This is a genomic window from Pantoea sp. X-Soil-OKNW-713 (assembly GCF_059730685.1).
In genome coordinates this window covers 209,688-233,215 of sequence record NZ_AP035997.1, presented here as the reverse complement: position 1 = coordinate 233,215, position 23,528 = coordinate 209,688, and the positions used below count along the sequence as shown (strand labels likewise).

General features: G+C 55.4%; 24 protein-coding genes. 15 read left to right on the top strand and 9 right to left on the bottom strand.

The features are described from left to right. Nucleotides 1–16: 16 nt before the first annotated feature. From AC6I8R_RS24745 to AC6I8R_RS24730, 4 genes are read right to left on the bottom strand one after another with little or no spacing between them, the layout of a single operon-like run. Nucleotides 17–958 carry a dihydrodipicolinate synthase family protein gene (locus AC6I8R_RS24745; RefSeq protein WP_497831234.1) on the bottom strand — a complete coding sequence of 314 codons (942 nt, stop codon included), beginning with the start codon at nucleotides 956–958 and terminating at the stop codon, nucleotides 17–19. 4 nt (nucleotides 959–962) lie between these two features. After that, nucleotides 963–2,111 (bottom strand): NAD(P)/FAD-dependent oxidoreductase, encoded by a 1,149-nt coding sequence (locus AC6I8R_RS24740; protein ID WP_497833147.1) that lies wholly within the window; start codon nucleotides 2,109–2,111, stop codon nucleotides 963–965. Continuing rightward, on the bottom strand, nucleotides 2,108–3,523 hold the full coding sequence (locus tag AC6I8R_RS24735; protein WP_497833146.1) for an FAD-dependent oxidoreductase: 1,416 nt from the start codon (nucleotides 3,521–3,523) through the stop codon (nucleotides 2,108–2,110). The genes AC6I8R_RS24740 and AC6I8R_RS24735 overlap by 4 nt, the downstream gene beginning before the upstream one ends. Continuing rightward, nucleotides 3,510–3,794 (bottom strand): (2Fe-2S)-binding protein, encoded by a 285-nt coding sequence (locus tag AC6I8R_RS24730; RefSeq protein WP_021185571.1) that lies wholly within the window; start codon nucleotides 3,792–3,794, stop codon nucleotides 3,510–3,512. Before AC6I8R_RS24730 ends, AC6I8R_RS24735 begins: the two co-directional genes overlap by 14 nt. 158 nt (nucleotides 3,795–3,952) lie before the next feature. Between AC6I8R_RS24730 and AC6I8R_RS24725 the strand changes: the two genes are divergently transcribed. The 6 genes from AC6I8R_RS24725 to AC6I8R_RS24700 all read left to right on the top strand — a co-directional run bounded on the left by AC6I8R_RS24725 (nucleotide 3,953) and on the right by AC6I8R_RS24700 (nucleotide 9,656). Next, on the top strand, nucleotides 3,953–4,771 hold the full coding sequence (locus tag AC6I8R_RS24725; RefSeq protein WP_497833145.1) for a transporter substrate-binding domain-containing protein: 819 nt from the start codon (nucleotides 3,953–3,955) through the stop codon (nucleotides 4,769–4,771). Between the two features lie 66 nt (nucleotides 4,772–4,837). Further along, on the top strand, nucleotides 4,838–5,506 hold the full coding sequence (locus AC6I8R_RS24720) for an amino acid ABC transporter permease (RefSeq protein WP_497833144.1): 669 nt from the start codon (nucleotides 4,838–4,840) through the stop codon (nucleotides 5,504–5,506). Then, complete coding sequence (locus AC6I8R_RS24715) at nucleotides 5,506–6,195, top strand: amino acid ABC transporter permease (RefSeq protein ID WP_021185568.1); 690 nt, start codon at nucleotides 5,506–5,508, stop codon at nucleotides 6,193–6,195. Before AC6I8R_RS24720 ends, AC6I8R_RS24715 begins: the two co-directional genes overlap by 1 nt. Then, the gene (locus AC6I8R_RS24710; RefSeq protein ID WP_013512794.1) at nucleotides 6,173–6,910 is read left to right on the top strand and encodes an amino acid ABC transporter ATP-binding protein; all 738 of its coding nucleotides are present in this window, start codon (nucleotides 6,173–6,175) and stop codon (nucleotides 6,908–6,910) included. Before AC6I8R_RS24715 ends, AC6I8R_RS24710 begins: the two co-directional genes overlap by 23 nt. 58 nt (nucleotides 6,911–6,968) lie before the next feature. Beyond that, a complete protein-coding gene (locus AC6I8R_RS24705) occupies nucleotides 6,969–8,150 on the top strand; it encodes a pyridoxal-phosphate-dependent aminotransferase family protein (RefSeq protein WP_437180300.1) in 1,182 nt (393 codons plus the stop codon). Nucleotides 8,151–8,357: 207 nt separating this feature from the next. Next, complete coding sequence (locus AC6I8R_RS24700; protein WP_021185566.1) at nucleotides 8,358–9,656, top strand: MFS transporter; 1,299 nt, start codon at nucleotides 8,358–8,360, stop codon at nucleotides 9,654–9,656. 38 nt (nucleotides 9,657–9,694) lie between these two features. Here AC6I8R_RS24700 and AC6I8R_RS24695 read toward each other — a convergent pair whose 3' ends face one another. The 4 genes from AC6I8R_RS24695 to AC6I8R_RS24680 all read right to left on the bottom strand — a co-directional run bounded on the left by AC6I8R_RS24695 (nucleotide 9,695) and on the right by AC6I8R_RS24680 (nucleotide 12,399). Beyond that, a complete protein-coding gene (locus AC6I8R_RS24695) occupies nucleotides 9,695–9,994 on the bottom strand; it encodes a helix-turn-helix domain-containing protein (RefSeq protein ID WP_208727324.1) in 300 nt (99 codons plus the stop codon). Continuing rightward, nucleotides 9,991–10,347 carry a type II toxin-antitoxin system RelE/ParE family toxin gene (locus AC6I8R_RS24690; RefSeq protein WP_415175812.1) on the bottom strand — a complete coding sequence of 119 codons (357 nt, stop codon included), beginning with the start codon at nucleotides 10,345–10,347 and terminating at the stop codon, nucleotides 9,991–9,993. Before AC6I8R_RS24690 ends, AC6I8R_RS24695 begins: the two co-directional genes overlap by 4 nt. A 121-nt stretch (nucleotides 10,348–10,468) precedes the next feature. Beyond that, nucleotides 10,469–11,740, bottom strand: a complete 1,272-nt coding sequence (gene otnK, locus AC6I8R_RS24685; RefSeq protein ID WP_497833143.1) for a 3-oxo-tetronate kinase — start codon at nucleotides 11,738–11,740, stop codon at nucleotides 10,469–10,471. Further along, on the bottom strand, nucleotides 11,734–12,399 hold the full coding sequence (locus tag AC6I8R_RS24680; protein WP_021185564.1) for an aspartate/glutamate racemase family protein: 666 nt from the start codon (nucleotides 12,397–12,399) through the stop codon (nucleotides 11,734–11,736). The genes otnK and AC6I8R_RS24680 overlap by 7 nt, the downstream gene beginning before the upstream one ends. 206 nt (nucleotides 12,400–12,605) lie before the next feature. Here AC6I8R_RS24680 and AC6I8R_RS24675 point away from each other — a divergent pair, with 206 nt between their 5' ends. Both AC6I8R_RS24675 and AC6I8R_RS24670 read left to right on the top strand, forming a co-directional pair. Then, nucleotides 12,606–13,856 (top strand): alpha-hydroxy acid oxidase, encoded by a 1,251-nt coding sequence (locus AC6I8R_RS24675; protein ID WP_415175793.1) that lies wholly within the window; start codon nucleotides 12,606–12,608, stop codon nucleotides 13,854–13,856. Next, a complete protein-coding gene (locus tag AC6I8R_RS24670) occupies nucleotides 13,856–14,545 on the top strand; it encodes a molybdate ABC transporter substrate-binding protein (protein ID WP_497833142.1) in 690 nt (229 codons plus the stop codon). The genes AC6I8R_RS24675 and AC6I8R_RS24670 overlap by 1 nt, the downstream gene beginning before the upstream one ends. Here the strand turns inward: AC6I8R_RS24670 and AC6I8R_RS24665 are convergent. After that, a complete protein-coding gene (locus tag AC6I8R_RS24665) occupies nucleotides 14,542–15,576 on the bottom strand; it encodes a LacI family DNA-binding transcriptional regulator (protein ID WP_021185561.1) in 1,035 nt (344 codons plus the stop codon). The two genes, AC6I8R_RS24670 and AC6I8R_RS24665, sit on opposite strands and share 4 nt — an antisense overlap. A gap of 265 nt (nucleotides 15,577–15,841) precedes the next feature. On the opposite strand from AC6I8R_RS24665, the gene AC6I8R_RS24660 reads away from it, so the two are divergent. From AC6I8R_RS24660 to AC6I8R_RS24630, 7 genes are all read left to right on the top strand, one after another. After that, nucleotides 15,842–17,149 (top strand): MFS transporter, encoded by a 1,308-nt coding sequence (locus AC6I8R_RS24660; RefSeq protein ID WP_415175795.1) that lies wholly within the window; start codon nucleotides 15,842–15,844, stop codon nucleotides 17,147–17,149. Nucleotides 17,150–17,160: 11 nt separating this feature from the next. Beyond that, entirely contained in the window at nucleotides 17,161–17,799 is a 639-nt protein-coding gene (gene otnC, locus AC6I8R_RS24655) for a 3-oxo-tetronate 4-phosphate decarboxylase (RefSeq protein WP_497833141.1), read from the top strand. A 37-nt stretch (nucleotides 17,800–17,836) separates the two neighbouring features. Continuing rightward, nucleotides 17,837–18,985 carry a lactonase family protein gene (locus AC6I8R_RS24650; RefSeq protein ID WP_415175797.1) on the top strand — a complete coding sequence of 383 codons (1,149 nt, stop codon included), beginning with the start codon at nucleotides 17,837–17,839 and terminating at the stop codon, nucleotides 18,983–18,985. Nucleotides 18,986–19,066: 81 nt separating this feature from the next. Continuing rightward, a complete protein-coding gene (locus AC6I8R_RS24645) occupies nucleotides 19,067–19,774 on the top strand; it encodes a hypothetical protein (protein ID WP_415175798.1) in 708 nt (235 codons plus the stop codon). Between the two features lie 118 nt (nucleotides 19,775–19,892). After that, nucleotides 19,893–21,302, top strand: a complete 1,410-nt coding sequence (locus AC6I8R_RS24640) for a c-type cytochrome (protein WP_497833140.1) — start codon at nucleotides 19,893–19,895, stop codon at nucleotides 21,300–21,302. Beyond that, the gene (locus AC6I8R_RS24635; RefSeq protein ID WP_497833139.1) at nucleotides 21,292–21,822 is read left to right on the top strand and encodes a sugar dehydrogenase complex small subunit; all 531 of its coding nucleotides are present in this window, start codon (nucleotides 21,292–21,294) and stop codon (nucleotides 21,820–21,822) included. Before AC6I8R_RS24640 ends, AC6I8R_RS24635 begins: the two co-directional genes overlap by 11 nt. After that, the gene (locus AC6I8R_RS24630) at nucleotides 21,819–23,462 is read left to right on the top strand and encodes a GMC family oxidoreductase (RefSeq protein ID WP_021185553.1); all 1,644 of its coding nucleotides are present in this window, start codon (nucleotides 21,819–21,821) and stop codon (nucleotides 23,460–23,462) included. Before AC6I8R_RS24635 ends, AC6I8R_RS24630 begins: the two co-directional genes overlap by 4 nt. The last annotated feature ends 66 nt before the right edge of the window (nucleotides 23,463–23,528 follow it).

Genomic DNA, 23,528 nt, shown 5'->3' with positions numbered 1-23,528 from the left:
TAGTCTCCGCTTGTACTTAAGGGGTAGCCGTAAAGGATTGTGCAAAGGTCAGCGCTGTCGCTAACCGCTGGCGCTGCGCGTCATCGACGGCGGGCACTGGCGGGCGCGGCATGGCGTGAGGAAGATGCCCGGCAAGATGCAGACAGGCTTTTAAGCGCGCATTGGCATGGGTGCCCGGCCAGGTGCCGTAGATCTCCTTCGCCAGCGGATAAATAAATTGATGCAGGCGCTGCGCTTCAGCGAGGTTTTGCTGCTGCATCGCGTCGTACAGCGCCACCACCAACTCGGGCACCACCGCCGCCAGACTCACCAGGCTGCCATCGGTGCCGAGGGCAAAGCAGGTCAGCAGATGCTCGTCACCGGAGGCCATCACCGCCACATGCGGTGCAACTTCACGGACCAATCGCAGGTTCGCCTCATAGGTGGCGGTTTCCCAGCTACCTTCCTTCACCGCGACCACGTTGGGCAGGCAGACCAGTTGCTGAAGCAACGCCGGGGGATACGCCATACCACCGCTGTTCACGCCGGACTGATACAACATCATCGGTAACGCGGCGTTGGCATTGGCGATACGGTGGTGATTCAGCACCGTTTTCTCGTCGGTGGAGAGCGTCCAGGAGTAGGGTGGGAACAGCAGAATGGCATCAGCACCGGCGGCTTTCGCATCGTCAGCCTGCGCCTGTGCATCAAAACTGTCCTCGGCGTTAAGACCGGCTACCAGCAGCGTCTGCGGTGGACACACCTGACGCGCCAGGGTTACCACGCGACGTTTTTCCTCACGCGAGAGCGCGAAGTTCTCACCGGCATGGCCGTTGATGAGCAACCCGCGAATCCCTGGCACCTGCGAAACCTGGCGCAAATGCGCAATCAGGCTCGCTTCGTCTATGTATCTGCCACTTTCGTCCATCGGACAAACAGTCGCCGCATACACACCCTGGTAATGGTGTAACTCTTTCATTTTATTATTGGCCTCTGGATAAGGATGCGACTGCGTGGTCATCAGTGGGCAGCAGTCGTGATGGATCAAAAAGCGGCATTTCGGGTTGCTGGCCCAGGATCTGCTGCGCCAGCAGCTTGCCCATATACGGCCCGCTGGTATAACCGGAGTGGACGCAGCCAATCACAAAAAGATCCGGGTGTTGTGCCAGTGGCCCAATCATCGGCATCGCGTCGGCGGTTTCCGACTCCAGACCCAGCCAGATGCGTGCAACACGGGCAGACGCCAGTGCCGGAACGGCATGCTGACCCAGCCGCAGGTTGCCGATCAGGTTTTCGGGGATGGTTTCCCGGCCGCCCAGCTCACGCGACCCGATGCCCTGCCAGCCGCCGCCAATCACCACGGTGCCGTTGGCAAACTGCTTCATGGATAACAAACCATTGGCGATGCTGAGTACGGAACGCATCGCGGTTGGCATTCTTTCGGTGACGATCAACTGGTTAATCAATGTCTTAACCGGGATATGGATGCCGATCATCGCCAGCATCGGCTCCAGCCAGACACCGCCCGCCAGCACCAGACGGGTGGCCTCGATGGATTGGCTACGGTCCTCGGTTGAGACGCGATAACCAGCGTTTTGCCGCTCGATATGGCCGACGGAAAATTGTTCGATGATGGTTACACCGGCCTCACGCAGCGCGGCATAGAAGGCACGGCCAGTCAGGTAGGCGCTGGCAAAGCCATCGATCTCACAGAATGCTGCCGCTTTGATGGAGCTGTTGATGCCCGGATCAACCTTCATCGCCGCCTGCGGTGGTATCACCGAAATATCGGCACCATACTCACGCCGGGCTGCCGCGCGCTCCTCCAGCATCATTACTTCGGCATCGGTAAAGGCGAGAGACAAACCGGGCGCATGGGTTGCCAGCACCCCCTGGCCGAGCCAGGTTTCCGGCCGCATCCACATCTCCCACGCTTTCATGGCGTAGGGCACCAGCGCGGCGCGGGTCATATGCAGCGTGAGTGTCCCGGCATTGACGCCGGAGGCACTGCGACAGAGGGCATTGCGTTCCACCACCACCACACGCATCCCGGCTTTCGCCAGAAACAGCGCGGTGGAGCAGCCCATCACGCCGCCGCCAACGATGCACACATCAAAACGTGTTGAAGTCACAGTGGGGCCGCCTTAGGAATCGGGATATCCGCATAGTCATAGTCGCCGGTCATATCGCTGATGGTGAGTGGGCGCAGCGGAGTGCGGGGCGAGAAAATCCCCACCGCCTCGCGCGACACCCCCAGCTTGGTTGCCAGCAGTTCGGCGGCGATATCGCCGCAGGTGCGTCCCTGGCAGGGACCCATACCGCAGCGCGTCCAGGCCTTCAGTTGGTTAACATCATGCGCGCCGGCTTCGCAGGCTTGTTCGATCTCGGCGCGCGTGACGTCTTCGCAACGACACACCACGGTGTGCGGCGGGATACTGTCAACATGGCCTTCACGCAGCGCCATCATCGCGGCCATCTTCTGCCCGAAGCGGGCGGCGTGCTGCCAGGCTTTGCTGAGGTTTTCAGCTTCCGGTTCTGGCACGGTTCTGCCCTGAATGATGGCGACACAAGCCAGTCCGACGCGTTTGCCTTGTTCCATTGCCGCAGCGGCACCACGAATACCGGAACCGTCACCGGCAACAAACAACCGTTCACGGCTGGTCTGGCCGTTTTCATCGGTTTCGGCAATCCAGCCGCCGGCCTCGCGGGAGTATTGATGTCTGGCATGGAGCAGACGCGTGATGTCGGAGGAGGGGGTCAGACCGTGGCCGACGGCAACACAATCCACCAGAATTTTTTTCGTTTTACCGGCGACAGGTCGTGCCGCTGCGTCACAGGGTGCGATTTCAGCCAGCAACTGGTCGCCCTGCGCACTGACCTTCACCAGCGTATGACGTGAATACAGCGGGGTTCTGGCGCGCAGAATCGGCAGACCATACGTCAGGCTTTGCTTGAAAATCGCCGGACGGCTGAGCAGCGCGGAAGCGGTGCCAAGCCATTCGCTGCGTGAAGCAATGTCAACAATCGCCTTCACGTCACCGCCTGCTTTCAGGGTATTTCCCGCCACCGCCACCAACAGGGGGCCACATCCCGCCACCAGGGTGGTTTTCCCCGGCAGGGTACGCTGCGATTTAAGCAGAATAGTGGCGGCAGCCAGCCCGATCACACCCGGTAAAGTCCAGCCTTCAAACGGGACCACGCGCTCGGTGGTGCCGGTTGCCACCAGCAGCACCGTGGTGGTGCAGGCGATGGAACCGTCCGGCCCAAGGGCATCGACACGATAGTCGCCGGTCACCGCCCACACGACATGCCCCAAAAAGAGGCGCACCTTGCTCCGCGATAAGGCATCGCGCAAGGTTTCTCCGGCCCTGAATTCAGCGCCATCCATTTTTGCATCGGGCATGATCGGCGCGCGATACACCTGTCCACCGGCCGCCGCGTTTTCGTCGAACAACGCAACCCGCAGTCCTTGCGCTGAAGCCATCAGTGCCGCTGAAACCCCTGCCGGACCGGCACCCAGGACGATCAGATCATAATGATTCATAAGGATCGCTATCCGAAACAGAGTGAACAACCAGATCGGCGCTGGCCTCAGTTTTGCAAGCTAATACCCGCTTACCCTCCACCATGACCAGGCACTCCTGACACGAACCCATCAGGCAAAACATGCCGCGGGGCTGATGTTGATGGGGACTGAAGCGTAACGTTTTGACGCCGCTGGAAAAAAGTGCGGCGGCAATGCTTTGGCCCGGTAATGCCATATATCCCTGATTGTCAAAAACGAAACGGACGTTTTTCCCTGAAGTGTGCTGCATAACGTCTCCCTTTTTGGTCGACAACTGCTCATTGAGACTTGACAAGATGGAAGGCATGGTATCGTATACCAATCGTATATGTAAAGCATACGAAGTTTATATCGTTGGTCATTTGCCAACACCAGGGTAAGCAATCAGACGACACCGGGAGTTAAATAATGAGTAAAATTAGTATGTTAGGAAAGCTGGTTATCGCAGGCTGTATCGCCAGCTCGCTGTTGGGTGCCGCAACGGCCAACGCCAGATCGCTGGATGAGATCATGAAATCGAAAACGCTGATCGTCGGCGTGAACCCGAATCTTCCACCGCTCGGGGTGTATGACGATAAAAATCAGATCTCTGGTTTTGATGCGACAGTGGCGAAGACAATTGCCGATTCTATGGGCGTGAAACTGGAGCTGGTGGCGGTGGGTTCGAATGACCGCGTGCCGTTTATCATGTCGGACAAAATTGATGCGGTGATGGGCGGAATGACCCGTAACGACGATCGCATGAAGGTGGTGGATTTCACCGATCCGGTTAACACCGAAGTGCTGGGCATCCTCACCACTGATAAAAAACCGTACAAAAAATGGCAGGACCTGAATGACCCGTCAGTAAAACTGGTGCAGGTGCGCGGCACCACGCCAATCAAATATATTCAGGACAACATTCCCAAAGCTCAGCTGTTGATCCTCGATAACTACCCGGATGCGGTGCGCGCCATTGCGCAGGGCCGCGCTGATGCGCTGATCGACGTGCTCGATTTCATGCTGGATTACACCAAAAAATATCCTACCAAGTGGCATGTGGTGGATGACCCGATCGAAGTGGATTACGACTGTATCGCCGTCAGCAAAGGCAACACCGCGCTGCGTGAGAAGTTAAATACCGAGATCGCCGCGCTGCATAAATCAGGCTTTATCGGCAGCAGCTGGAAGAAATGGTTTGGTCACGCCATGTTGCATGACCCAACTGCCTCGCCGACGAAATACTGAGTTTCGTTCTGATTTAATCGGGCGCCCGCAGTTTGGGGCGCTCTTTAGCGATTGAGCGTTGTTCTGATGAACCTGAATTTTTTCCCCATTCTTGATCAACTGCCTTACCTGTTAGGCGGCGCCTGGATCAGCCTGCAACTGGCGGTGCTGGCGTTCGCCTTCGGTATGGTGATTGCAATGATCTGTACCAGCATCCTGCGCTATGGCCCTAAACTGGCCGGTAAGTTTATTAACGCCTACGTGGTTTTTGCCACCAACACGCCGCAACTGGTGCAGATCTACTTTCTGTTTTTTGCTCTGCCGGAAGTGGGTATTTTGCTGTCGCCGTTCACCGCAGTGCTGATCGGTGCCACCTTCAATGCCGGGGCTTATTTATGTGAAATCCAGCGAGCGGGCTTTGATTCGGTCCGTCGCATGGAAATTGAAGCGGCAGAAGTGCTCGGCTTCTCCCGTGTGCAGATTATCCGTTACGTCATCCTGCCGCATGTCATCAAGGTGATGTTCCGACCGCTCTCCAACCAGTTCATTGTGATGACGCTGGGTACGTCAATGGCCTCGATGTTTGGTGTCGAAGAACTTACTGGCCGTACCTATAACCTCAGCTCACAAACCTATTTGTCAGTGGAGTCTTTCTCCGTCGCTGCCGTGATTTATATCTTGATCACCATTGTCGCCACCTTTGCCCTGGCGATTATGGGCCGGTTTCTTTTCCGTGCCAGAACAGGGGTATTTTGATGAGCTACTTCGACTGGTCGGAAATTACCGGGTTGTTCTCGTACTACAATCTGTTGTTGTTATTGCAGGGGTTAGGCATCACGCTGGCGCTGTCGGCGTTTGGCTGCCTGATTGGTTTTCTGGCGGGCTTTGTGCTGGCGGTGACCATCAATACTAAAGCGGCGATCCTGTCACCGCTGCGTGGTGTGGTCCATGTGTATTTCTTTATTTTCCGGCGCATCCCGTTCCTGGTGACGTTATTTCTGGTGTTTTTTATCAGCCAGTATTCCGGCCTGCGCTTCTCCACCTTTACCGTGGCGCTGATCAGCGTGTGTATTATCGCTGCCGCCTACCTTGGCGAGATCATCCGCAGCGGGCTGGAATCGGTACACCATAACCAGTGGGAAGCGGCGGTGACGCTGAACTTTTCCTATTTGCAGACGCTGCGCTACGTGATCATTCCGCAGTCCCTGACGGTGGTGATTCCGCCAACCTTTAGCTTCTTCGTTATGTATATCAAAGACACGACGCTGGCTTCGCAGATTGGCGTGATGGAACTGACCTCCGCCAGCAAAATCCTGTCGGATAAAGGCTACTCGGCCACGCTGGTCTATGCCGTCGTCCTTATGCTGTATTTCATTGTGTCTTATCCGTTATCGCGTCTCGGTAAGCGTCTGGAGAGAAAAATTGCCACAGCTCGACATCATTAATTTAAAAGCCGCCTATAACGACCAACCGGTACTGGAGAACGTCACTTTATCGGTGGAGAAAGGCGATATCGTCAGCCTGATCGGGCCGTCCGGCTCCGGCAAAAGTACCTTGTTGCGGGTGCTGATGGGTTTACTGCTGCCGAAAGAGGGACAGGTTCTGCTGGAAAATAACGCGGTGGATTACGCCAATAAAGGCGAGTTGCGCCAGCTGCGTGAATCTATCGCCATCGTATTTCAGCAGTACAACCTGTTCCAGAATATGACGGTACTGGAAAACGTGATGATTACGCCCACCAAAATTAAAGGCTGGCCAAAGCAGCAGGTGGAGCAGGACGCACGCCGTTTACTGGAACGGGTAGGGTTGTCACATCGTATCAATGCGTATCCGGACCAACTCTCCGGCGGTCAACAACAGCGCGTTGCCATTGCCCGCGCGCTGGCGCTGAAGCCCACCATCCTGTTGCTGGATGAGGTGACGGCGGCGCTCGACCCCGAGATGGTGAACGAAGTACTGGATACCATTCGCGAGCTGGCCTCAGAAGGGATCACGATGTTTATCGTTTCCCATGAGATGAGTTTTGTTCGTGAGGTGTCATCAAAGGTGGTGTTTATGGCCGATGGTCAGGTGGTGGAAACCGGCTCGCCACAGCAGGTTTTTGACGCGCCCACGCACGAACGCACGCGGCAGTTTGTCAGCAAAATTTTACGTCACTAAGGAAGATGTTTTGAACAAGCCTGTTTTTAGCCAGCTCAATCCCCCGCAACGCCTGTTAATGGGGCCTGGCCCGATCAATGCCGACCCACGCGTGTTGCGCGCCATGTCAGCCCCCCTTATCGGACAATACGATCCGGCAATGACGGCGTATATGAACGAAGTGATGATGCTGTACCGCTCGGTGTTCCGCACCAGCAACGACTGGACGTTGCTGGTGGATGGCACATCGCGTGCCGGGATTGAAGCGATTCTGGTTTCAGCCATTCGGCCTGGGGATAAAGTGCTGGTGCCGGTGTTTGGTCGTTTTGGTCATTTATTGTGTGAAATCGCCCGTCGTTGCCAGGCGGAAGTTCACACCATCGAAACCCCGTGGGGCACGGTGTTTACTCCCGATCAAATCGAAGAGGCGATCAAACGGGTGCGGCCGACCATGCTGTTAACCGTACACGGTGATACCTCCACCACCATGCGTCAGCCGCTGGAAGAGTTAGGCGCAATTTGTCGGCGATATGGTGTGCTGTTTTATACCGATGCCACCGCGACTCTCGGTGGCAATCCGCTCGAAACCGATGCATGGGGTTTGGATGCAGTTTCAGCCGGAATGCAAAAGTGTCTGGGCGGTTCAGCCGGTACTTCGCCTATTACCCTGAGTGAACAGATGGCAGACTCGATCACCCGTCGACGTCATGTGGAAGAGGGGATCCGCGATAACCGTCATCAGGACGGTGACGAACCCATTATCTCGTCCAACTATTTTGATCTGGCGATGATCATGGATTACTGGGGCAGCGAACGCCTGAACCACCACACTGAGGCGACCTCGGCGCTGTATGGTGCCCGTGAGTGCGCACGATTGATTGTGCAGGAAGGTGTGGAAGCCGGTATCGCCAGACACCAACTGCATGGCGCTGCATTGCGTGCCGGGGTTGAAGCGATGGGGCTGGAGGTGTTCGGCGACCCACGGCATAAGATGAATAACGTGCTGGGCATTAACATTCCTGACGGGCTGCATGATCAGCAAATACGTGAATGCATGCTTAACGATTTTGGTATCGAAATCGGCACCTCTTTTGGCCCGTTAAAAGGCAAGATGTGGCGTATCGGCACTATGGGCTACAACGCGCGCAAAGACTGCGTGTTGCAAACCCTGGCGGCGCTGGAAGCCACGCTTAATCGTTATGGTTTTAAAACGGTGCAAGGGGCAGGGATGGAAGCCGCGTGGAATAGCTACGCTAACTGATCGTAGCGGCGCACTTTATTGCGCATCTTTTAATCCGAGGTTCAGCGCGATAAATCGCGCCGCTACAGACGCGGTGCGTTCTGGAGTTCAGCAAAATTCGTAAGCATAGCTGGCGGGTATCGTCTATCTTTACCCGTTGTTACTTAAGCTGTTTACTGATGAGGTTTCTATGCCGGGTTCTGCTGTACCATCCTCACTGAGCATCTTATGAGAAAAGTGCTCAACGCTTTTCTTCCGTTATATGTCACGACATTGCTGATGTTGCTCGGTTCTGGTTTGCTCACGACCTATGTGTCATTGCGCCTGGCGCATGAGCAAGTGAACGGCACGCTGATTGGCGCTATCACCGCGGCTAACTATGTCGGGCTGGTGATTGGCGGCAAAGTCGGACACAACCTGATCGCCCGCGTCGGGCACATCCGCAGCTATGTCGCCTGCGCCGGAATCGTGACCGCCTCCGTGCTGGGCCACGGTTTGACGGACATGATCCCGATATGGGTATTTTTACGCCTGATCATCGGTTTGTGCATGATGTGCCAATATATGGTGCTGGAGAGTTGGCTGAACGATCAGGCGGAATCCTCCCAGCGCGGCACGATTTTTGGTTTGTACATGGTGGCGACCTATCTGGGTCTGAGTGGCGGCCAGGTGATCCTCGCGATGCAGGACGGCTTTGGCATCAGCACCTTGTTGATTGTCGCGCTGTGCTTTGCGCTCTGTCTGGTGCCGATTGCCCTGACCACGCGAACCAATGCGCGTGCGATGTCTCCAGCCCCGATGGAGTTGGGTTATTTTCTCCGCACCATCCCGCGTTTGCTGGCCACCACGCTGGTGAGCGGGATGGCGCTCGGTGCGTTTTATGGCTTAGCGCCGGTCTATGCCAGCCGTCAGGGTTTCAGCACCGAACAAACCGGTTTGTTTATGAGTGTCAGCATTTTCGCCGGGCTGGTGACTCAGTTCCCGCTCAGTTGGTTATCGGATCGCTTCGACCGCCAGCGGCTGCTGTTTTTTGTCGCGTTGTTGTATGGCCTGGGCGCGCTGACATTGGGTTTGCCCTGGACTCTCTCGTTCCAGATGTTGTTGGTGATCGCGTTTTTCGTCAGCATGATGCAGTTTGGACTTTATCCGCTTCAGGTGGCCCTGGCGAATGATCAGGTGATGCCGGAAAGGCGCGTCTCCCTGAGCGCCTGTCTTTTGATGGCGTTCGGCATCGGGGCCAGCATTGGTCCGCTGGTGGTGGGGGCGCTGATGCAACCCTTCGGCAGCCATGTACTGTACCTGGCGTTTACCTTGTGCGCATTGCTGATCGCCCTGATGAATCGCCCGGTCAAAGCCCTGCCATTGCCCACCACCGAAGTCCCTTTGCCGCATGTGGTGATGCCGGATAGTCTGGCGACATCTCCGATTGGTGCCGCGCTGAACCCGGCGCTGGAGGAAGACGCGATTCAGGCGACGATGGTGAATGAGGAACCGTTTGAGGCGGAAACCGCAGAGCGAAACGGATAATCCCACCAGCAGGGCGCTTGCCCTGCTTGATAGGGTAGTTAAATATGGAAGGCAACCCGTTTGCCGGTGGGTAATTCCACATCCAGGCTGAGTTTTCCGCCCATGGCTTCGATATAGCGTTTTAAGGTGGCGATTTTGAGATCATTGCCACGTTGTTCCAACTGCGTTACCGCTGGCTGGCTTATTCCCATCGCTTCAGCAACACTTTTTTGAGAGAGCTGTAACTCGTCACGTATCATCTGGAGTCCCGTCTCCAGGATCAATTCATCAGCCATTTCTTTGATTCGCGCCTGGCTATCCGGAGAGCGGGCGGCCAACACTTCATCTAACGTTCTCATTGGTTAACCTCCATTCTGGCCAGATGGACCGAAAATTCATCATCCGCGATACGGACCATTCGTTCATAAAATTTTTTGTCATTACTTTTATCACCTGCACACAACAAAATGGTTCTTCTGACAGGGTCAAACGCAAAGAATGCACGAACAGGACGTCCTGAATATTGGACCCTCAGTTCCTTCATATTCTTATATATGGAACCGTTTACCGTGTCTGCATATGGGCGTGAGAGTGAAGGTCCATATGCTTTAAGATTAACTAAGTCTGCAATAATCTTTTCCAGTAACCCATCTTTCTGAACATGAAGCCAGTCATCAAAAAGCGGGCTAAAAAGTACCGTCCACTTGCCAATTCCTTATAAGCTGCATCTTATAATCAGGGCTATATAAGTTGTAGGTTATTATTTCAATAGGGTCGAGAGTTGAGCAAAAAACAGCGCGGTATGCCGCGCTGTAAGGAGACAAAGGATGGAATTACCCTGCCAGTACCTTTAACGCATGCGCAAAGAAATCTCTCCGGCCAAAATTCCCTGATTTCAGGGCCAGCGCCAGCGGTGCTTCCGGTTGTGCGAACAGCGCCGGAACGCCGGGGTCAATCTCCTCGCCAACCTGCAACGATCCCAGATTGAGCGCGCTCACCACCGCTCCGGACGTTTCTCCGCCGCCGACCACCAGACGTTTAACACCCGCCTCGTACACCAGTTTGCGCGCCGCATCGCCAAACAGTTTATCGAGCTGGCGGGAGATATTATGCTGACCAAACTGTTGCTGTGCCTGCTGCACGCTGTCGGGAGCGCCGGAAGAGTACACCAGCGGGCATTCCTGCTGGTGTGCCAGGATAAATTTCACCACATCATCGGCACTGACGCGTTCATTCATCACATCGGTGATATCCAGCGCCAGCACCGCGTGGTGTTTTTGATGCTCCTCGATCTGCCCGCGTGTGGCACCGGAACAACTGCCGACCAGAATGGCGGTGGCGCCGCTGACGGCCGGGTTGTTACTCCGATGGCCCAGTGCCTGCCCGGCCTTGATAAAGTTATGTGGCAATGCCCGGGCAATGCCGGAGCCGCCGCTGATCAATTTAAGCCCCGCCGCGGCGATACCAATAATTGTCAGGTCATGATCGCTCAGGGCATCCACCACCACCAACTGTGCGGAGTCATTATCCTGGGTTTCCAGTCGCTCACGCAGCCCCTCGCTGCCTTCCACCACCTGTTGCCAGCGAATATGGCTGACAGGGGTATGGGACTGGCGTGCCAACAGGCGGCGAATATCGGCATCCTTCATTGGCGTTAAGGGATGGTGCTCCATACCGGATTCATTTAGCGGTCGATCGTGAACAAACAGATTACCCTGATACAGGGTGCGACCCATCGCCGGGAACGCCGGGCAGACAATCACGCGCTTTGCCTGCAAACGTGCTGTCAGCGCATCGAGCACTGGCCCGATATTCCCCTCATCGGTGGAATCAAAGGTCGAGCAATATTTAAACACAATCTGGCTACACCCCTGCGCCAGCAGCCATTCGCAGGCCGCCAACGACTGCGCGACCGCTTCTGACGCAGGCAGCGAGCGGGATTTCAGGGCAATCACGCCGGCTTCCACTGCCGCATGCGCAGGTTGTTGTGGCACGCCGAGATATTGCGTGGTACGCAAGCCACCTTCGCCGGGTAAGCCTTGTGACAGCGTCACCGCGATATCACTGGCTCCGGTAAAATCATCTGCGATAACGCCAATCAACATGATGATGCTCCTGTGGCTGCCTTCATTTTCTGCACCGCCGCATGCGGGGCCGTCAGCACCGGGATATCGACACGCGCACGCACCGCATCTGCGGCGCGAGAGGTGGAAAAGTGCGCCAGCATGATCACATCACAATGACTGAGTTGTGGCGCATATTCGGCGACCAGCCGGTTGTGGGTGTCGACATCCCCTTTACGTAACCGATCGATGGCGTCCGGCACCAGGACGGTTTCCAGCCGGGCACCAGATCCGATTTGCGCCGCATACTGATCGAATTCGGCGCACATGGTCACCAGTGACGGGCCGAAGGTCGCTAACATGCCGATGGTTTGGCCCTGCTGCAATGCGGCTTCGAACATCGCTTCGTTGGGTTTTAACACCGGCACCGGCACGGCGGCTGCCAGTTCATCAATCGCCGGACCGAATGCGGAGCAGGTGACCAGAATACCCCGGGCATCCATGCTGTAGCCGTAACGACCAAAAGCCACAAAGCGATCCGTCAATCGACGCGACAGTTGCTCCTCTTTGGCGCGGTCAATGGTCAGCCCGTCATCCAGCAGATTGACTACCTCAGCCTCGGGCCATAAGTCGTTAAAAGCCTCCTGAATCGGGGTCATCGCCACCGGGGTAGCGTGCAATAAAACAATGCGTTGGTTCATGGTTATCTCCGTCAGCAGCGACGATCAAAGTGGATTACAGCACACCATACTTAATCCGGCTTTAAAATGTAAGGGCTTACATTTCTGTTCATATGGTGACGGCGATCACACAAAAAAACTGCGCGTCTGTCAGGATATAAACAGGATAGCCTCGTAATAACCCCTGATTTGAAATCGCTTACTTTCCATAAAATTGAGAACGCACTATGACAACTCGTGGAGACACCACCGCTATTAACATCGCCGTGACGCCAGAAGTGCAGGTTCGTCCCGCTAATACCGTACCGCGCCATTTTCGCGATCTGCTGGCGCTGGACGACTTCGAACGTCATGCACGCAAGCGCTTACCAAATATGATTTTTCAGTACGTAAAAGGCGGTGTGGAGACCGGCAGAGGCATCGCCGCAGCCTATGAGGCTTATCAGCAGTATGTGTTTGTGCCGCGCATGTTTCGTGACGTGTCAGGGCGTGATCAGCACGTCAGCCTGCTGGGGCATAACTGGTCCCATCCTTTTGGTGTCGCCCCGCTGGGTGGCGCGTCGTTTGTCAGCTACCGCGCCGACCTGATGCTGGCAAAAGCGGCCAGAGCGATGAACGTGCCGATGATACTCAGCGCATCGTCACTGATTCCACTGGAGGAGGTGATTGCTGCTAATCCCGATGCCTGGTTTCAGGCCTACCTGGCGGGCGATCAACCGCGTATTGACCGTCTGGTCGAGCGTGTTGAACGCGCCGGGTATAAAACGCTGGTGGTCACCGGTGATACGCCGATGCTTGGCAACCGCGAACACAACACCCGCAGCGGCTTCAGCATGCCAATCAAAATCACGCCGAAAGTGATGTGGCAAAGCGCCCTGAGCCCGCGCTGGCTGCTCGGCACCGTAGCACAAACCTTCCTGCGCCACGGTGCCCCGCATTTTGAAAACACCGATGCGGAACGCGGGCCGCCGATGATGTCGAACAAAGTGCGTAACACCAACGCGCGTGACAAGTTGAGCTGGAAACACGTTGAGGCCATCCGTAAGAAGTGGAAAGGCAACCTGGTGATCAAAGGGCTGATGTCACCGGAGGACGCCTTTATCGCCCGTGATTTAGGCGCGGATGCGGTCATCCTCTCCAACCACGGTGGACGCCAGCTTGATCACACCGTGCCGCCGTTGCATACCTTGCCTGAAATCGCCGCGGCGAAAGGGAATATGAAGGTGATAATCGATAGCGGCATTCGTCGTGGTACCGATGTGATGAAAGCGATGGCATTGGGTGCCGACTTTGTGTTTCTTGGCCGTCCGTTTCTGTACGGTTCGGTGATTGGCGCCCAGGCAGGTATCGAGCATGCCATGCATATCCTGCGTGATGAGATTGATCGCGATATGGCGCTGATTGGTGTCACCAAACCCGACCAACTGGATGCCGCGTTGCTGCGCCGTGCTCCGCTGTTTGCCCGCGAGGGAGAATAATGACGTTACATATTTATAGCGCGCTCGCCCTGAGCGCACCGTTCAACACGCTGATTGATGTTTGGCAGTCGGCACACCCGGATACGCCGCTGGCAATACGCTGGCATCCCAGTACCGTTATCGAGCAACAGCTGAACCAGGGGGCGGAGGCGGATGTGGTGATCGCCACGGTGGACACCGTCAATCGCCTGATTGACAAAGGGATTGCCGATGGCAGCAGCCGCATTGAAGTGGTCGACTCTCCGATTGGTGTGGCGGTGCTGGCCGGTGCCGTAGCGCCGGATATCAGCAACCTTGACCGACTGATTGCCAGCCTGCTGGCGGCGCGTTCTGTGGCCTGGTCGGAAGCGGGGGCCAGCGGCGTCTGGTTCTCGCGGTTGTTAAAGCAACTGAACATCGATGAGCCGCTACGTGCGCGCGGTACGGTGATCCCGGCCGGGTTTACCGCTGAGCAATTGGTTAACGGCAACGCAGATCTCGCGGTGCAACAAATCAGCGAACTGCTGATGGTGGAAGGGATTGACGTGGTGGGTCCGCTGCCACCGGAAGCACAGCAACCGATCTCGCTGTCGGCGGCGGTGCTGACGTGTGCGCAACAGCCAGAACGGGCCAGTGCCTTTCTGGCCTGGCTGAAAACGTCTGCGGTGACAGACATCTTCAACCAGTTTGGTATGCAGCGTCGCGATTAGCGTTCCTGACGGGGCACAGAACCGCTGCTGCCCCGAACAATCAATTCAGTCTTAATCAGCGTGTGTTGCGGGGCAGGCAGGTTATTGAGCGTATTCAACAGATAATGCGCGGCATGTTCACCAATTGACGCCAGATCTACGCGCATGGTGGTCAGTGGATGTTCCAGGTGCTCGGCATACTCATAGTCATTGAAACCGACGATGGAGATGTCGCCGGGAATGCGCAGATAACGCTCGCTGGCGGCGCGCATGGCACCAAATGCCAGCAAATCGTTACCACAAATGATGGCAGTGGGCGGCTCCGGTCCGTCCAGCAGGCGGAACACCGCTTTGCGTGCGTCGTTCATGGTAAACGCGTTATCGACAAGATGGCTATCCGCCAATGTCAGCCCCTGCTGTTGTAGCGCCCGTCGTGTCCCCTTCAGGCGATCCGAAACACGATCGTTTGACGGCGGCGTACCGACAATCACCGCAAATCGCTGATGTCCCAGTTCCAGCAAATGCCTGGCAATGGTTTCTGCTGCACCTTCGCTGTCATAGCCGACGCAGGGCTTCTCGCTGTCATGGGAGAAGGTCTGGATACAGGCAATTTCTTGCTGACTGATGCGCTCCCACAGGCGTGGATGGTGGGTGTTGCCCACCAGCATCAGACCGTCAATGCCGTATTCAATCAGCTTGTTCACCTCTTTCAACTCGGTGTCCGGGTCGAAATTGGAGTTTGCCAGCAACAACGTATAACCCGCGTCATGGATTAACTGCTGAAACGCCGCCAGCGCGCGGGAGAAGGTTTCCGTCGCTAATGTTGGCACCACGGCACCAATGGTCATGCTGCGTCGCGAGGCGAGGGTGCGCGCTGCGCGGTTAATCACATAGCCGAGCTCTTCACAGGCTTTTTCCACCGCCGCGCGGCGTGCCGCTTTAACGGTAGTGCTGCCGTTCAACACGCGAGAAACAGTGGCCGTTGACACGCCAGAAAGGCGGGCAACATCTTCCAGTGATACGCGGCCGGATCCATTTTGTTTTTCACTCATCAAGTCACTCCTGCTGAAAGAGTGAGCTTGTCCACAAAATTCGCAGACAACTCACCATCAATTTTGAAAGCGCTTACTTTTGGCTTGACTGTATTTTGTAATCGCTTACTTTTTACATCATGTTATCAGGTCGGGGATGCCTGCTCACGTTTTTTTAACAGTTTCATGATGTCTGTCCCCGATTTTTAACGACACCGGCGGCGGCTGCACGCGTGATGCGGCTAAACCTCCTGTAACCCATAAATAAATCATAAAGGAATTCACCATGCGCAGATATCCACGAATTCGCTGGCTGATGATCGTGTTCTGCTTTTTCGCCATCGCTATCAATTACATCGATCGTATTAACCTGGCGATCGCTGCTCCGCATATCAAAGCCGACCTGGGCATCGACGACACCAGCATGGGGCTGATCCTCGGCGCTTTCTTCTGGACTTACGCCCTGATGCAGATCCCGGCCGGTCGCCTGATTGACCGCCTGGGGGCGCGTGCCGGACTGGCGCTGGCCGTGGGTTGGTGGTCGCTGTTTACCGTATTCACCGCGTTTGGCAAAGGCTTCGCCTCGATTTTTGCCGCTCGCCTGGCATTAGGCATCGGTGAAGCGGGGGGAAACCCGGGCTGCGTCAAAGTGGTGTACAGCTGGTTTGCCAAAAAGCAACGCGCCACCGCCAGCGGCATCTTTGATGCTGGCCCGCGCGCCGGCAGCGCGATCGCGCTGCCACTGGTGGCGTGGTTAATCAGTACCTGGGACTGGGAAACCTCTTTCGTGGTGACCGGGGCGTTAGGTTTGGTTTGGGTGGCTATCTGGTTGCTGTTTTATCGCGAGCCGGAAGAGATGAAAGGGCTGGATGAAACTGAACGGCAGAATTTGCTGGAAGATCGCGCCGTGCCTGCGACGCAGAACAACGGCAAGATCGAGATGTGGTCGCTGTTCCGCCATCGCAATGTGTGGGGCATGATGATTGGCTTCTTCTGCATGAACTTCGCCACCTACTTCTTTGTCACCTGGTTCCCGACCTATCTGACTATGGCGCATGGCTTCTCGCTGAAAGAGCTGGGTACCTTGGGGGCCATTCCGGCGCTGATGGGGATCCCCGGCAGCTTACTGGGCGGGGTGGTATCTGATGCGCTGTACCGTAAGGGGTTTAGTCTGACGGCGGCGCGCAAAACCTGCCTGATCACCGGGATGTTGCTTTCCAGTGTGATCGCATTCGCTGCATTTACCGACAGCATCACTGTGATCCTGACGCTGTTCTCCATTACCTATGCGGGCCTGGCCTTTACCGCCGCCAACATCTGGACGTTGCCAGCAGACGTGGCACCCGCCAGCAACTATGTCGCCACCCTCGGCGGTATTCAGAACTTCGCCGGTAATCTCGCCGGGATTGTCACCGCCTCGTTTACCGGCGTGATGCTCACCCTGAGCCACGGCTCGTTTGTTGTGCCGTTACTGGTGGCCGGCGGTATCTGCGTACTGGGCGCGCTGACCTTTATGTTTGTGCTCGGCAAGCTGGAGCCGCTTCCTGTCAATACCCATAGTGAATCGCCGGTTGTTGCCACGGCGAGCGAGTGAGGAGAACCAATATGCAAAATGAACAATCGTTACGGGAAGAGATTTGTCGCGTTGGGGCAGACCTGTTCAATCGTGGTTACACCACCGGCACCGCAGGCAATATCAGCGCCCGCCTGGAAGATGGCTGGTTGATCACGCCGACAGATGCCTGTTTAGGCCATCTGGAGCCGGCGCGTATCGCCAAAGTTAACCGCGACGGCGAGTGGGTTTCCGGTGATAAGCCCTCGAAAACGTTGCTGCTGCATCGCCAGATTTATGACCGCAATCCCGATGCCCAGGGCGTGGTGCACACCCATTCCACCCATCTGGTGCAACTGACGCTGGCGGGGGTCTGGCAGCGCGACAGTATCCTGCCGCCGCTGACACCCTATCAGGTGATGAAAGTTGGCCGCATTCCGTTGATCGACTATCGCCGTCCAGGCCACGCCGAGGTGGCTGAGCAGGTTGCCGGTTTGGCTAACGAGGTGCGCGGTGTGATGCTGGAACGTCTGGGACCGGTTATCTGGGGCGCATCAGTCTCCACAGCCAGCTTTGCGCTGGAAGAGTTGGAGGAAACCGCGCGTTTATGGCTGAACTGCACAACGAAGCCAACGGCCTTACCGGAACAGGCGGTGCTGGAACTGTGCGAGCATTTCAACACCCGTTGGTAACTCAATCTCTGAACCCTACAATAAGTGACGATAAAAAATGAAAAAGAGAATCATGGCCGCAGGAATGATGTTATTTGCTTCCACTGTGATGGCACAGGAAAAGGCGTATGTGTATGTTTCGAATGGCGACAGCGGAACGGTGACCGCCTATACGCTGGATAAAGCGCAGCGTCAACTTAAGCCGCTTGGGGAATATCCCACCGGTTTGAAAAGCATGCCAATGGCCGTTTCCAGCGATAAAAAAACGCTTTACGTGTCGGTACGCAGCCAGCCTTATCACGTCTCGGCCTGGCATATTCAGGCGGATGGCACCCTGAGTCACTTTGCGGATACGCCACTGCCGGAAGCGATGGCGTATCTGGCGCTGGATAAGAGCGGCCGTTTTCTGCTCTCCTCTTCCTATGGTGGCGATCTGTTCAGCGTCAATCGCATCGCCAGCGACGGCAAAGTGGAAAGCGCACCGGTACAGGTGGTGCATACCGGTAAGCGGGCGCATTCGATTCAAACCGATCCCAGCAACCAGTTCCTGTTTGTTCCGTTACTCGGTGCCGATCAATTGTTGCAATACCGCTTCGACAGCCACAGCGGCAAGGTGACGCCCAATATCCCGTCGTTTGTGAATATTCAGCGTGAAGCGGCTACCGGTCCTCGCCATTTTGTCTTCGCGCCGCAACGCGATGAGCAGGGCGCGCAAAACATGTATTTGCTGACTGAGATGGCGGGCAATATTTCGCGCCTGACGCTGAATCAGGATGGCACCATGACAGAACATGAAGCGACGCCATCGCTCGATCCGGCCATTGCCCGCAATATGCAACGCGGTGAAGCGCGTCCACTGACCGGTGATGATGATTTACCGAAGTCAGCCAAGCCGCGTTTGTGGCAGGCGGACATTCATATCACCCCGAACGGTCGTTTTCTCTATTCCACCGAACGCACCAGCAGCAATATCACGGCTTTTCGTGTTTCTCCGGTTGATGGGCGACTGACGTTAATTAACAGCACCAAAACCGAAACCCAACCACGCGGTTTTGCTATTGATAATTCGGGTCGTTATTTGATCGAGTCAGGGCAAAAATCAACCCAGGTGGCGTTGTATGCAATTGACCAAAACACCGGCAAGCTTTCATTAATTGAACGCGTGCCAACCGGGAAAGGTGCAAATTGGGTCACCATTGTTGAGTAAATATCAATCACCACCATCATGTTACATTATTCATTCAGCCTGACTTTGAATGATATTTATGCGTTAAATAAAGGAGTTGTCATGCCTAAAATTCGTCATGCGTTGCTGAACGCCTTATTATCCTCTGCCATTTTGGCTGGTAGTGTGCAAGCCAGTGCGGCGGAAAAAGTGGTGGCAACGGATCTGGAACCGCTGCATCACGTTATTCTGGAAAATAAGTATGTCACAGTGATGCGGGTGCTGATCCAGCCCGGGCATTCCACGCTGTATCACGAACAACATCTGGATTACGTTAATACTCATATTGAAGGCAGCCCGGTGAAAATCGAATATCCGGACAAACCAGCCAACAACACCGAAATGAAAACTGGCAATGTGAAGTTCGGGGAACATCAGGGGAAATCTGATACCGATAAAGTCACCAACACCGGCAATAACGTTAATCATCAGGTGGCGTTTGAAATCAATATTCCGGGGCCGCAACATTTTGGCGGCGCCACACGCCCGTCAAACGAGGCCTTCCAGCAGGTGCTGGATAAGAAAACCGTAAAAGGCTGGAAAGTGACCCTTAAACCGGGTGAAAGCACCGGCGAATATACCCAGCATGGGCCGGGAGTGCGGGTGTTCTTCACAGAAGGACGGGTGTTGTTAGCCGACCCAACCCATGTAAACCGGGTAAAAGAAGTGTGGGTTCATCCCGGCGATGCGTTTTTGACCGAACCTGGCAAAGTTGATATCACGGCGGCCAGTGGTGAAAATATTGTTTTCAATGATTACGAACTGTTATAGCACCGTTTGTATTTTGTATAGATTTACAATCTGTTAACCTTGCGCATCTGTGGCATTGCTACAGATGTGCATTTCTTATTTTAATAACACTAATAATTATTTACCGGAAGCAATTACCATGAAGGCAAGAAAGGTGAGACAGAGTTGTCTGCCTTTCGCGTTGAGCATTCTGATGTCTGCGACATTTTCAGCCCATGCTGAAAATGCGACTGACTCTGCATCGCTTATTGCGAAAGGCAAGTATCTGGCTATTGCAGCAGACTGTGGGGCCTGCCATACCGCACCTGATCACGGTGCAGCAATGTCGGGGGGGTATATTATCTCTTCGCCACTCGGAAATATCGTTTCCAGCAATATCACCCCATCGAAAACAGCGGGAATTGGCGATTATACCGAACAGGATTTTGCCAGAGCCGTCAGAGAGGGGATTAATAAACAGGGACAGCATCTTTATCCGGCGATGCCCTACACCTCGTATGCGAAAATTACCGATAGCGATATTCATGCCTTGTACGCGTATTTTATGCACGGCGTGAAAGCTGACGATAATGTACCGGCACCAACAAATTTGCCATTCCCGTTTAATATCCGTTCAAGTATGTTCTTCTGGAATATGTTATTCGCGGATGCCAAACCTTTTACGCCTGCTGCCGATAAATCCGCTGAAATTAATCGCGGTGATTACCTGGTGAATGCGCTGGCGCACTGCGATACCTGCCATACGCCACGTAATGCGTTGATGGGACAAAATAACGATCAGGCCTTAAGCGGCGGCAGTCTCGGTAGCTGGTATGCGCCGAATATCACGCCGGATAAACAAGCCGGTATTGGTAACTGGAGCGATGCAGAGGTCGCGCAGTACCTGAAAACCGGTCATGTGGCGGGCAAAGCTCAGGCCGCAGGCCCGATGGCCGAAGCGGTTGAACACAGCCTGCAATATCTGTCTGATGATGATATCCAGGCGATGGTGGCTTATCTGCGTCAGGTTCCGGCGGTGAGTCAGCCGGTCAGCCAGGCGCGCGATAATATCGGCCAACCGGCAACCAGTGAAGCACTGCAACGCGCCGTGAAAGATCCGGATGCGGGCTGGAAAGTCTACAGCAGCACCTGCGCCAATTGCCATCAGGCGGATGGTTCCGGCAACACTATCTATCCCTCGCTGTTCCATAACACCACCACCGGTGCCGCTCAGGCTGACAATTTGATCGCCACTATCGTTTATGGGGTTCATCGTCAGGTCGACGGCAAAGATATTGATATGCCAGGTTTCGGCCCGGATGCGCTGTTTACCGATCGTCTGACCGATCAGCAAATCGCGGATGTCAGCAACTACGTGTTGAAAAACTTTGGCAACGCCGAGCTGAACGTGACGGCCGAGCAGGTGAAAACCGTGCGTGAAGGTGGTGAACGACCATTGATTGCGCGTCTGGCCCAGCCCGCAGTCTGGGGCGGTGCAGCCATCGTGGTGATTATTCTGCTGGTGCTGTTAGTTTCACTTTCGCGCAGGGGGAAAAAACATGGCGCATAACAACTCTTCCGCCATCTCCCGTCGCCGACTGCTGCAAGGGATGGGCATCCTGTCTCTCGGCGCGATGTGCAATTCACTGTTTCCGGCGCGAGCGCTGGCGGCAGATCAGTTGGCTGATTCGGGGTTTCTTCAGGTGTCGCAATTTCTCGTCAGCCGTCCGTGCGGTCCGTTGCTGGGGCAACGCTATTACGACGCGCTGACGCGTCATGATGCGCAGTTCAGTCAGAAGCTCAGTAGCCTGAAGACATTGTTGCAGCAGCGTAATTTTTCTCATGTTGATGAATTCCTGGCGGCCTTCACCGCGGATAACAGCGACTGGCAAACCGCCAAAACTCTTATTTCTGCCTGGTACACCGGCGTAGTGGGTAGCGGCAGCGATCTGGAGTTGATCGCCTATGCCGATGCCATGATGTACCTGCCCACCAAAGATATCCTCGTGGTGCCGACCTACGGCGGCGGGCCGTTCTATTGGGCAGTGACACAAAAAGGTCAGGTGGCAACAACAGGAGAACACGCATGAGTGCACAAAAAGTCGATGCTGATGTGATCATCATCGGGTCAGGAGTGATGGGTGGCCTGATCGCGACCCAAATGGCGAAGGCCGGTAAATCGGTGATCATCCTTGAGGCAGGACCGCGGGTGTCACGTCAGGAGATCGTCGAGCGCTTCCGTAACTCACCGTTCAAAATGTCACTGACCAACATTAAATTACAGGGCGTGGGTTCACCCTATCCGAACCCACCACATATTCCCTCGACCTACGGCGATTATTTGCAACAGGTTGGGCCGGTGAAGTATCCGACGAAATACCTGCGCGTGGTCGGCGGTACCACCTGGCACTTCGGCTCTGCGCTGTGGCGTATGATCCCGAACGATTTCAAGCTCAACAGCCTGTATGGCCGGGGACGTGACTGGCCGTTTGGTTACGATGAGCTGGAGCCGTGGTATGGCAAAGCGGAGCATGAGCTGGGCGTTTCCGGCGTGGATGGTCAGGATGAGAGTGGACAGGGCGGAAAAGCCTGGCCGCCACGCTCCACCCCGTTCCCGATGCCAGGTCTGCCGACCAGTTACCTGTTTGATCGCCTCAGCGACCTGCTCGGTAAAGGGGGCTACAACCCAGTGCTGGAGCCGAACGGTCGTGCGACCAAGCCGTGGGGCAAACGCCCGATGTGCGCCGGTAACAACAACTGCAATCCGGTGTGCCCGATTGCTGCCAAGTACGATGGCTCGATGCATATCGATGAAGCCGAGCGTCTCGGCGCAAAGCTGCTGGATAACGCAGTGGTATATCGCATCGAAGCGGCGGATGACGGTAAGATTACCGGCGTCTGGTATAAGAAGCCGGATGGCTCCGAACATCATCTGACGGCGAACTACTTTGTGCTGGCGGCCTACGGTATTGAATCGCCAAAACTGCTGTTGATGTCCACGTCAGAGAAGTACCCCAACGGCATTGCTAACTCTTCTGACCAGGTCGGGCGCAATTTGATGGGACACACCGGCATCAGCATGAATGTGATGATGTCGGAAGATGTGTGGCCGGGTCAGGGCCCCACCGAACTGCTGGTCTATCTGAACAATCGTGATGGCGCGTTCCGCAAGGATTTCCCCAGCTACAAAATCAAGGTGCGTAATACGGTGCCGACCGCCGATTATGCCGCGTCGCTGATCGCAAAAGGGGTGCTGGGCTCAAAACTTGACGCGGAGATTCGACGTCAGTCGGCACGTTCACTTAACTTCGCCATCGATTTTGAGACCCTGCCGCTGCCAGAAAACCGCGTGACGCCGAGCAAAACCAAAAAGGATGCGATTGGGATTCCGCTGCCGGAAATTTATTACAGCGTGACCGATTACTGGCATGCCGGTAAGGATGAAGGTATTAAGGATTTCCACAAGTTTGCCGAGCTGCTCAACGCGGAAATTTTGTCGATTGATACCAAGTATCAGGACAGGCAGCACATCATGGGCACCACCATTATGGGTGATGATCCGAAGAATTCGGTGGTGGACAGTAACTGCCGTACCCACGATCACCCCAATATGTGGATTGCGGGCACCAGCGTGATGCCTTCGGCATCCTGCATGAACCCGACACTGACCGGCGCGGCTCTGAGCTTACGCCTGGCGGACCATATGCTGAAGTCAATGCAGGTGAGTTGATATAGCTTAAGACTGAGCACCTGCCTGGCCAGGAGGTGCTCAACAATTCTTAACGAATTTATGGGT

Coding starts and splice junctions, on each gene's coding strand:
- AC6I8R_RS24720 (WP_497833144.1), top strand. CDS start 4,838: ATGAACCTGAATTTTTTCCCCATTCTTGATCAACTGCCTTACCTGTTA.
- AC6I8R_RS24695 (WP_208727324.1), bottom strand. CDS start 9,994: ATGAGAACGTTAGATGAAGTGTTGGCCGCCCGCTCTCCGGATAGCCAG.
- AC6I8R_RS24735 (WP_497833146.1), bottom strand. CDS start 3,523: ATGAATCATTATGATCTGATCGTCCTGGGTGCCGGTCCGGCAGGGGTT.
- AC6I8R_RS24660 (WP_415175795.1), top strand. CDS start 15,842: ATGCGCAGATATCCACGAATTCGCTGGCTGATGATCGTGTTCTGCTTT.
- AC6I8R_RS24730 (WP_021185571.1), bottom strand. CDS start 3,794: ATGCAGCACACTTCAGGGAAAAACGTCCGTTTCGTTTTTGACAATCAG.
- AC6I8R_RS24705 (WP_437180300.1), top strand. CDS start 6,969: ATGGGGCCTGGCCCGATCAATGCCGACCCACGCGTGTTGCGCGCCATG.
- AC6I8R_RS24640 (WP_497833140.1), top strand. CDS start 19,893: ATGAAGGCAAGAAAGGTGAGACAGAGTTGTCTGCCTTTCGCGTTGAGC.
- AC6I8R_RS24635 (WP_497833139.1), top strand. CDS start 21,292: ATGGCGCATAACAACTCTTCCGCCATCTCCCGTCGCCGACTGCTGCAA.
- otnC (WP_497833141.1), top strand. CDS start 17,161: ATGCAAAATGAACAATCGTTACGGGAAGAGATTTGTCGCGTTGGGGCA.
- AC6I8R_RS24700 (WP_021185566.1), top strand. CDS start 8,358: ATGAGAAAAGTGCTCAACGCTTTTCTTCCGTTATATGTCACGACATTG.
- AC6I8R_RS24650 (WP_415175797.1), top strand. CDS start 17,837: ATGAAAAAGAGAATCATGGCCGCAGGAATGATGTTATTTGCTTCCACT.
- AC6I8R_RS24725 (WP_497833145.1), top strand. CDS start 3,953: ATGAGTAAAATTAGTATGTTAGGAAAGCTGGTTATCGCAGGCTGTATC.
- AC6I8R_RS24715 (WP_021185568.1), top strand. CDS start 5,506: ATGAGCTACTTCGACTGGTCGGAAATTACCGGGTTGTTCTCGTACTAC.
- AC6I8R_RS24670 (WP_497833142.1), top strand. CDS start 13,856: ATGACGTTACATATTTATAGCGCGCTCGCCCTGAGCGCACCGTTCAAC.
- AC6I8R_RS24630 (WP_021185553.1), top strand. CDS start 21,819: ATGAGTGCACAAAAAGTCGATGCTGATGTGATCATCATCGGGTCAGGA.
- otnK (WP_497833143.1), bottom strand. CDS start 11,740: ATGTTGATTGGCGTTATCGCAGATGATTTTACCGGAGCCAGTGATATC.
- AC6I8R_RS24665 (WP_021185561.1), bottom strand. CDS start 15,576: ATGAGTGAAAAACAAAATGGATCCGGCCGCGTATCACTGGAAGATGTT.
- AC6I8R_RS24645 (WP_415175798.1), top strand. CDS start 19,067: ATGCCTAAAATTCGTCATGCGTTGCTGAACGCCTTATTATCCTCTGCC.
- AC6I8R_RS24675 (WP_415175793.1), top strand. CDS start 12,606: ATGACAACTCGTGGAGACACCACCGCTATTAACATCGCCGTGACGCCA.
- AC6I8R_RS24680 (WP_021185564.1), bottom strand. CDS start 12,399: ATGAACCAACGCATTGTTTTATTGCACGCTACCCCGGTGGCGATGACC.
- AC6I8R_RS24745 (WP_497831234.1), bottom strand. CDS start 958: ATGAAAGAGTTACACCATTACCAGGGTGTGTATGCGGCGACTGTTTGT.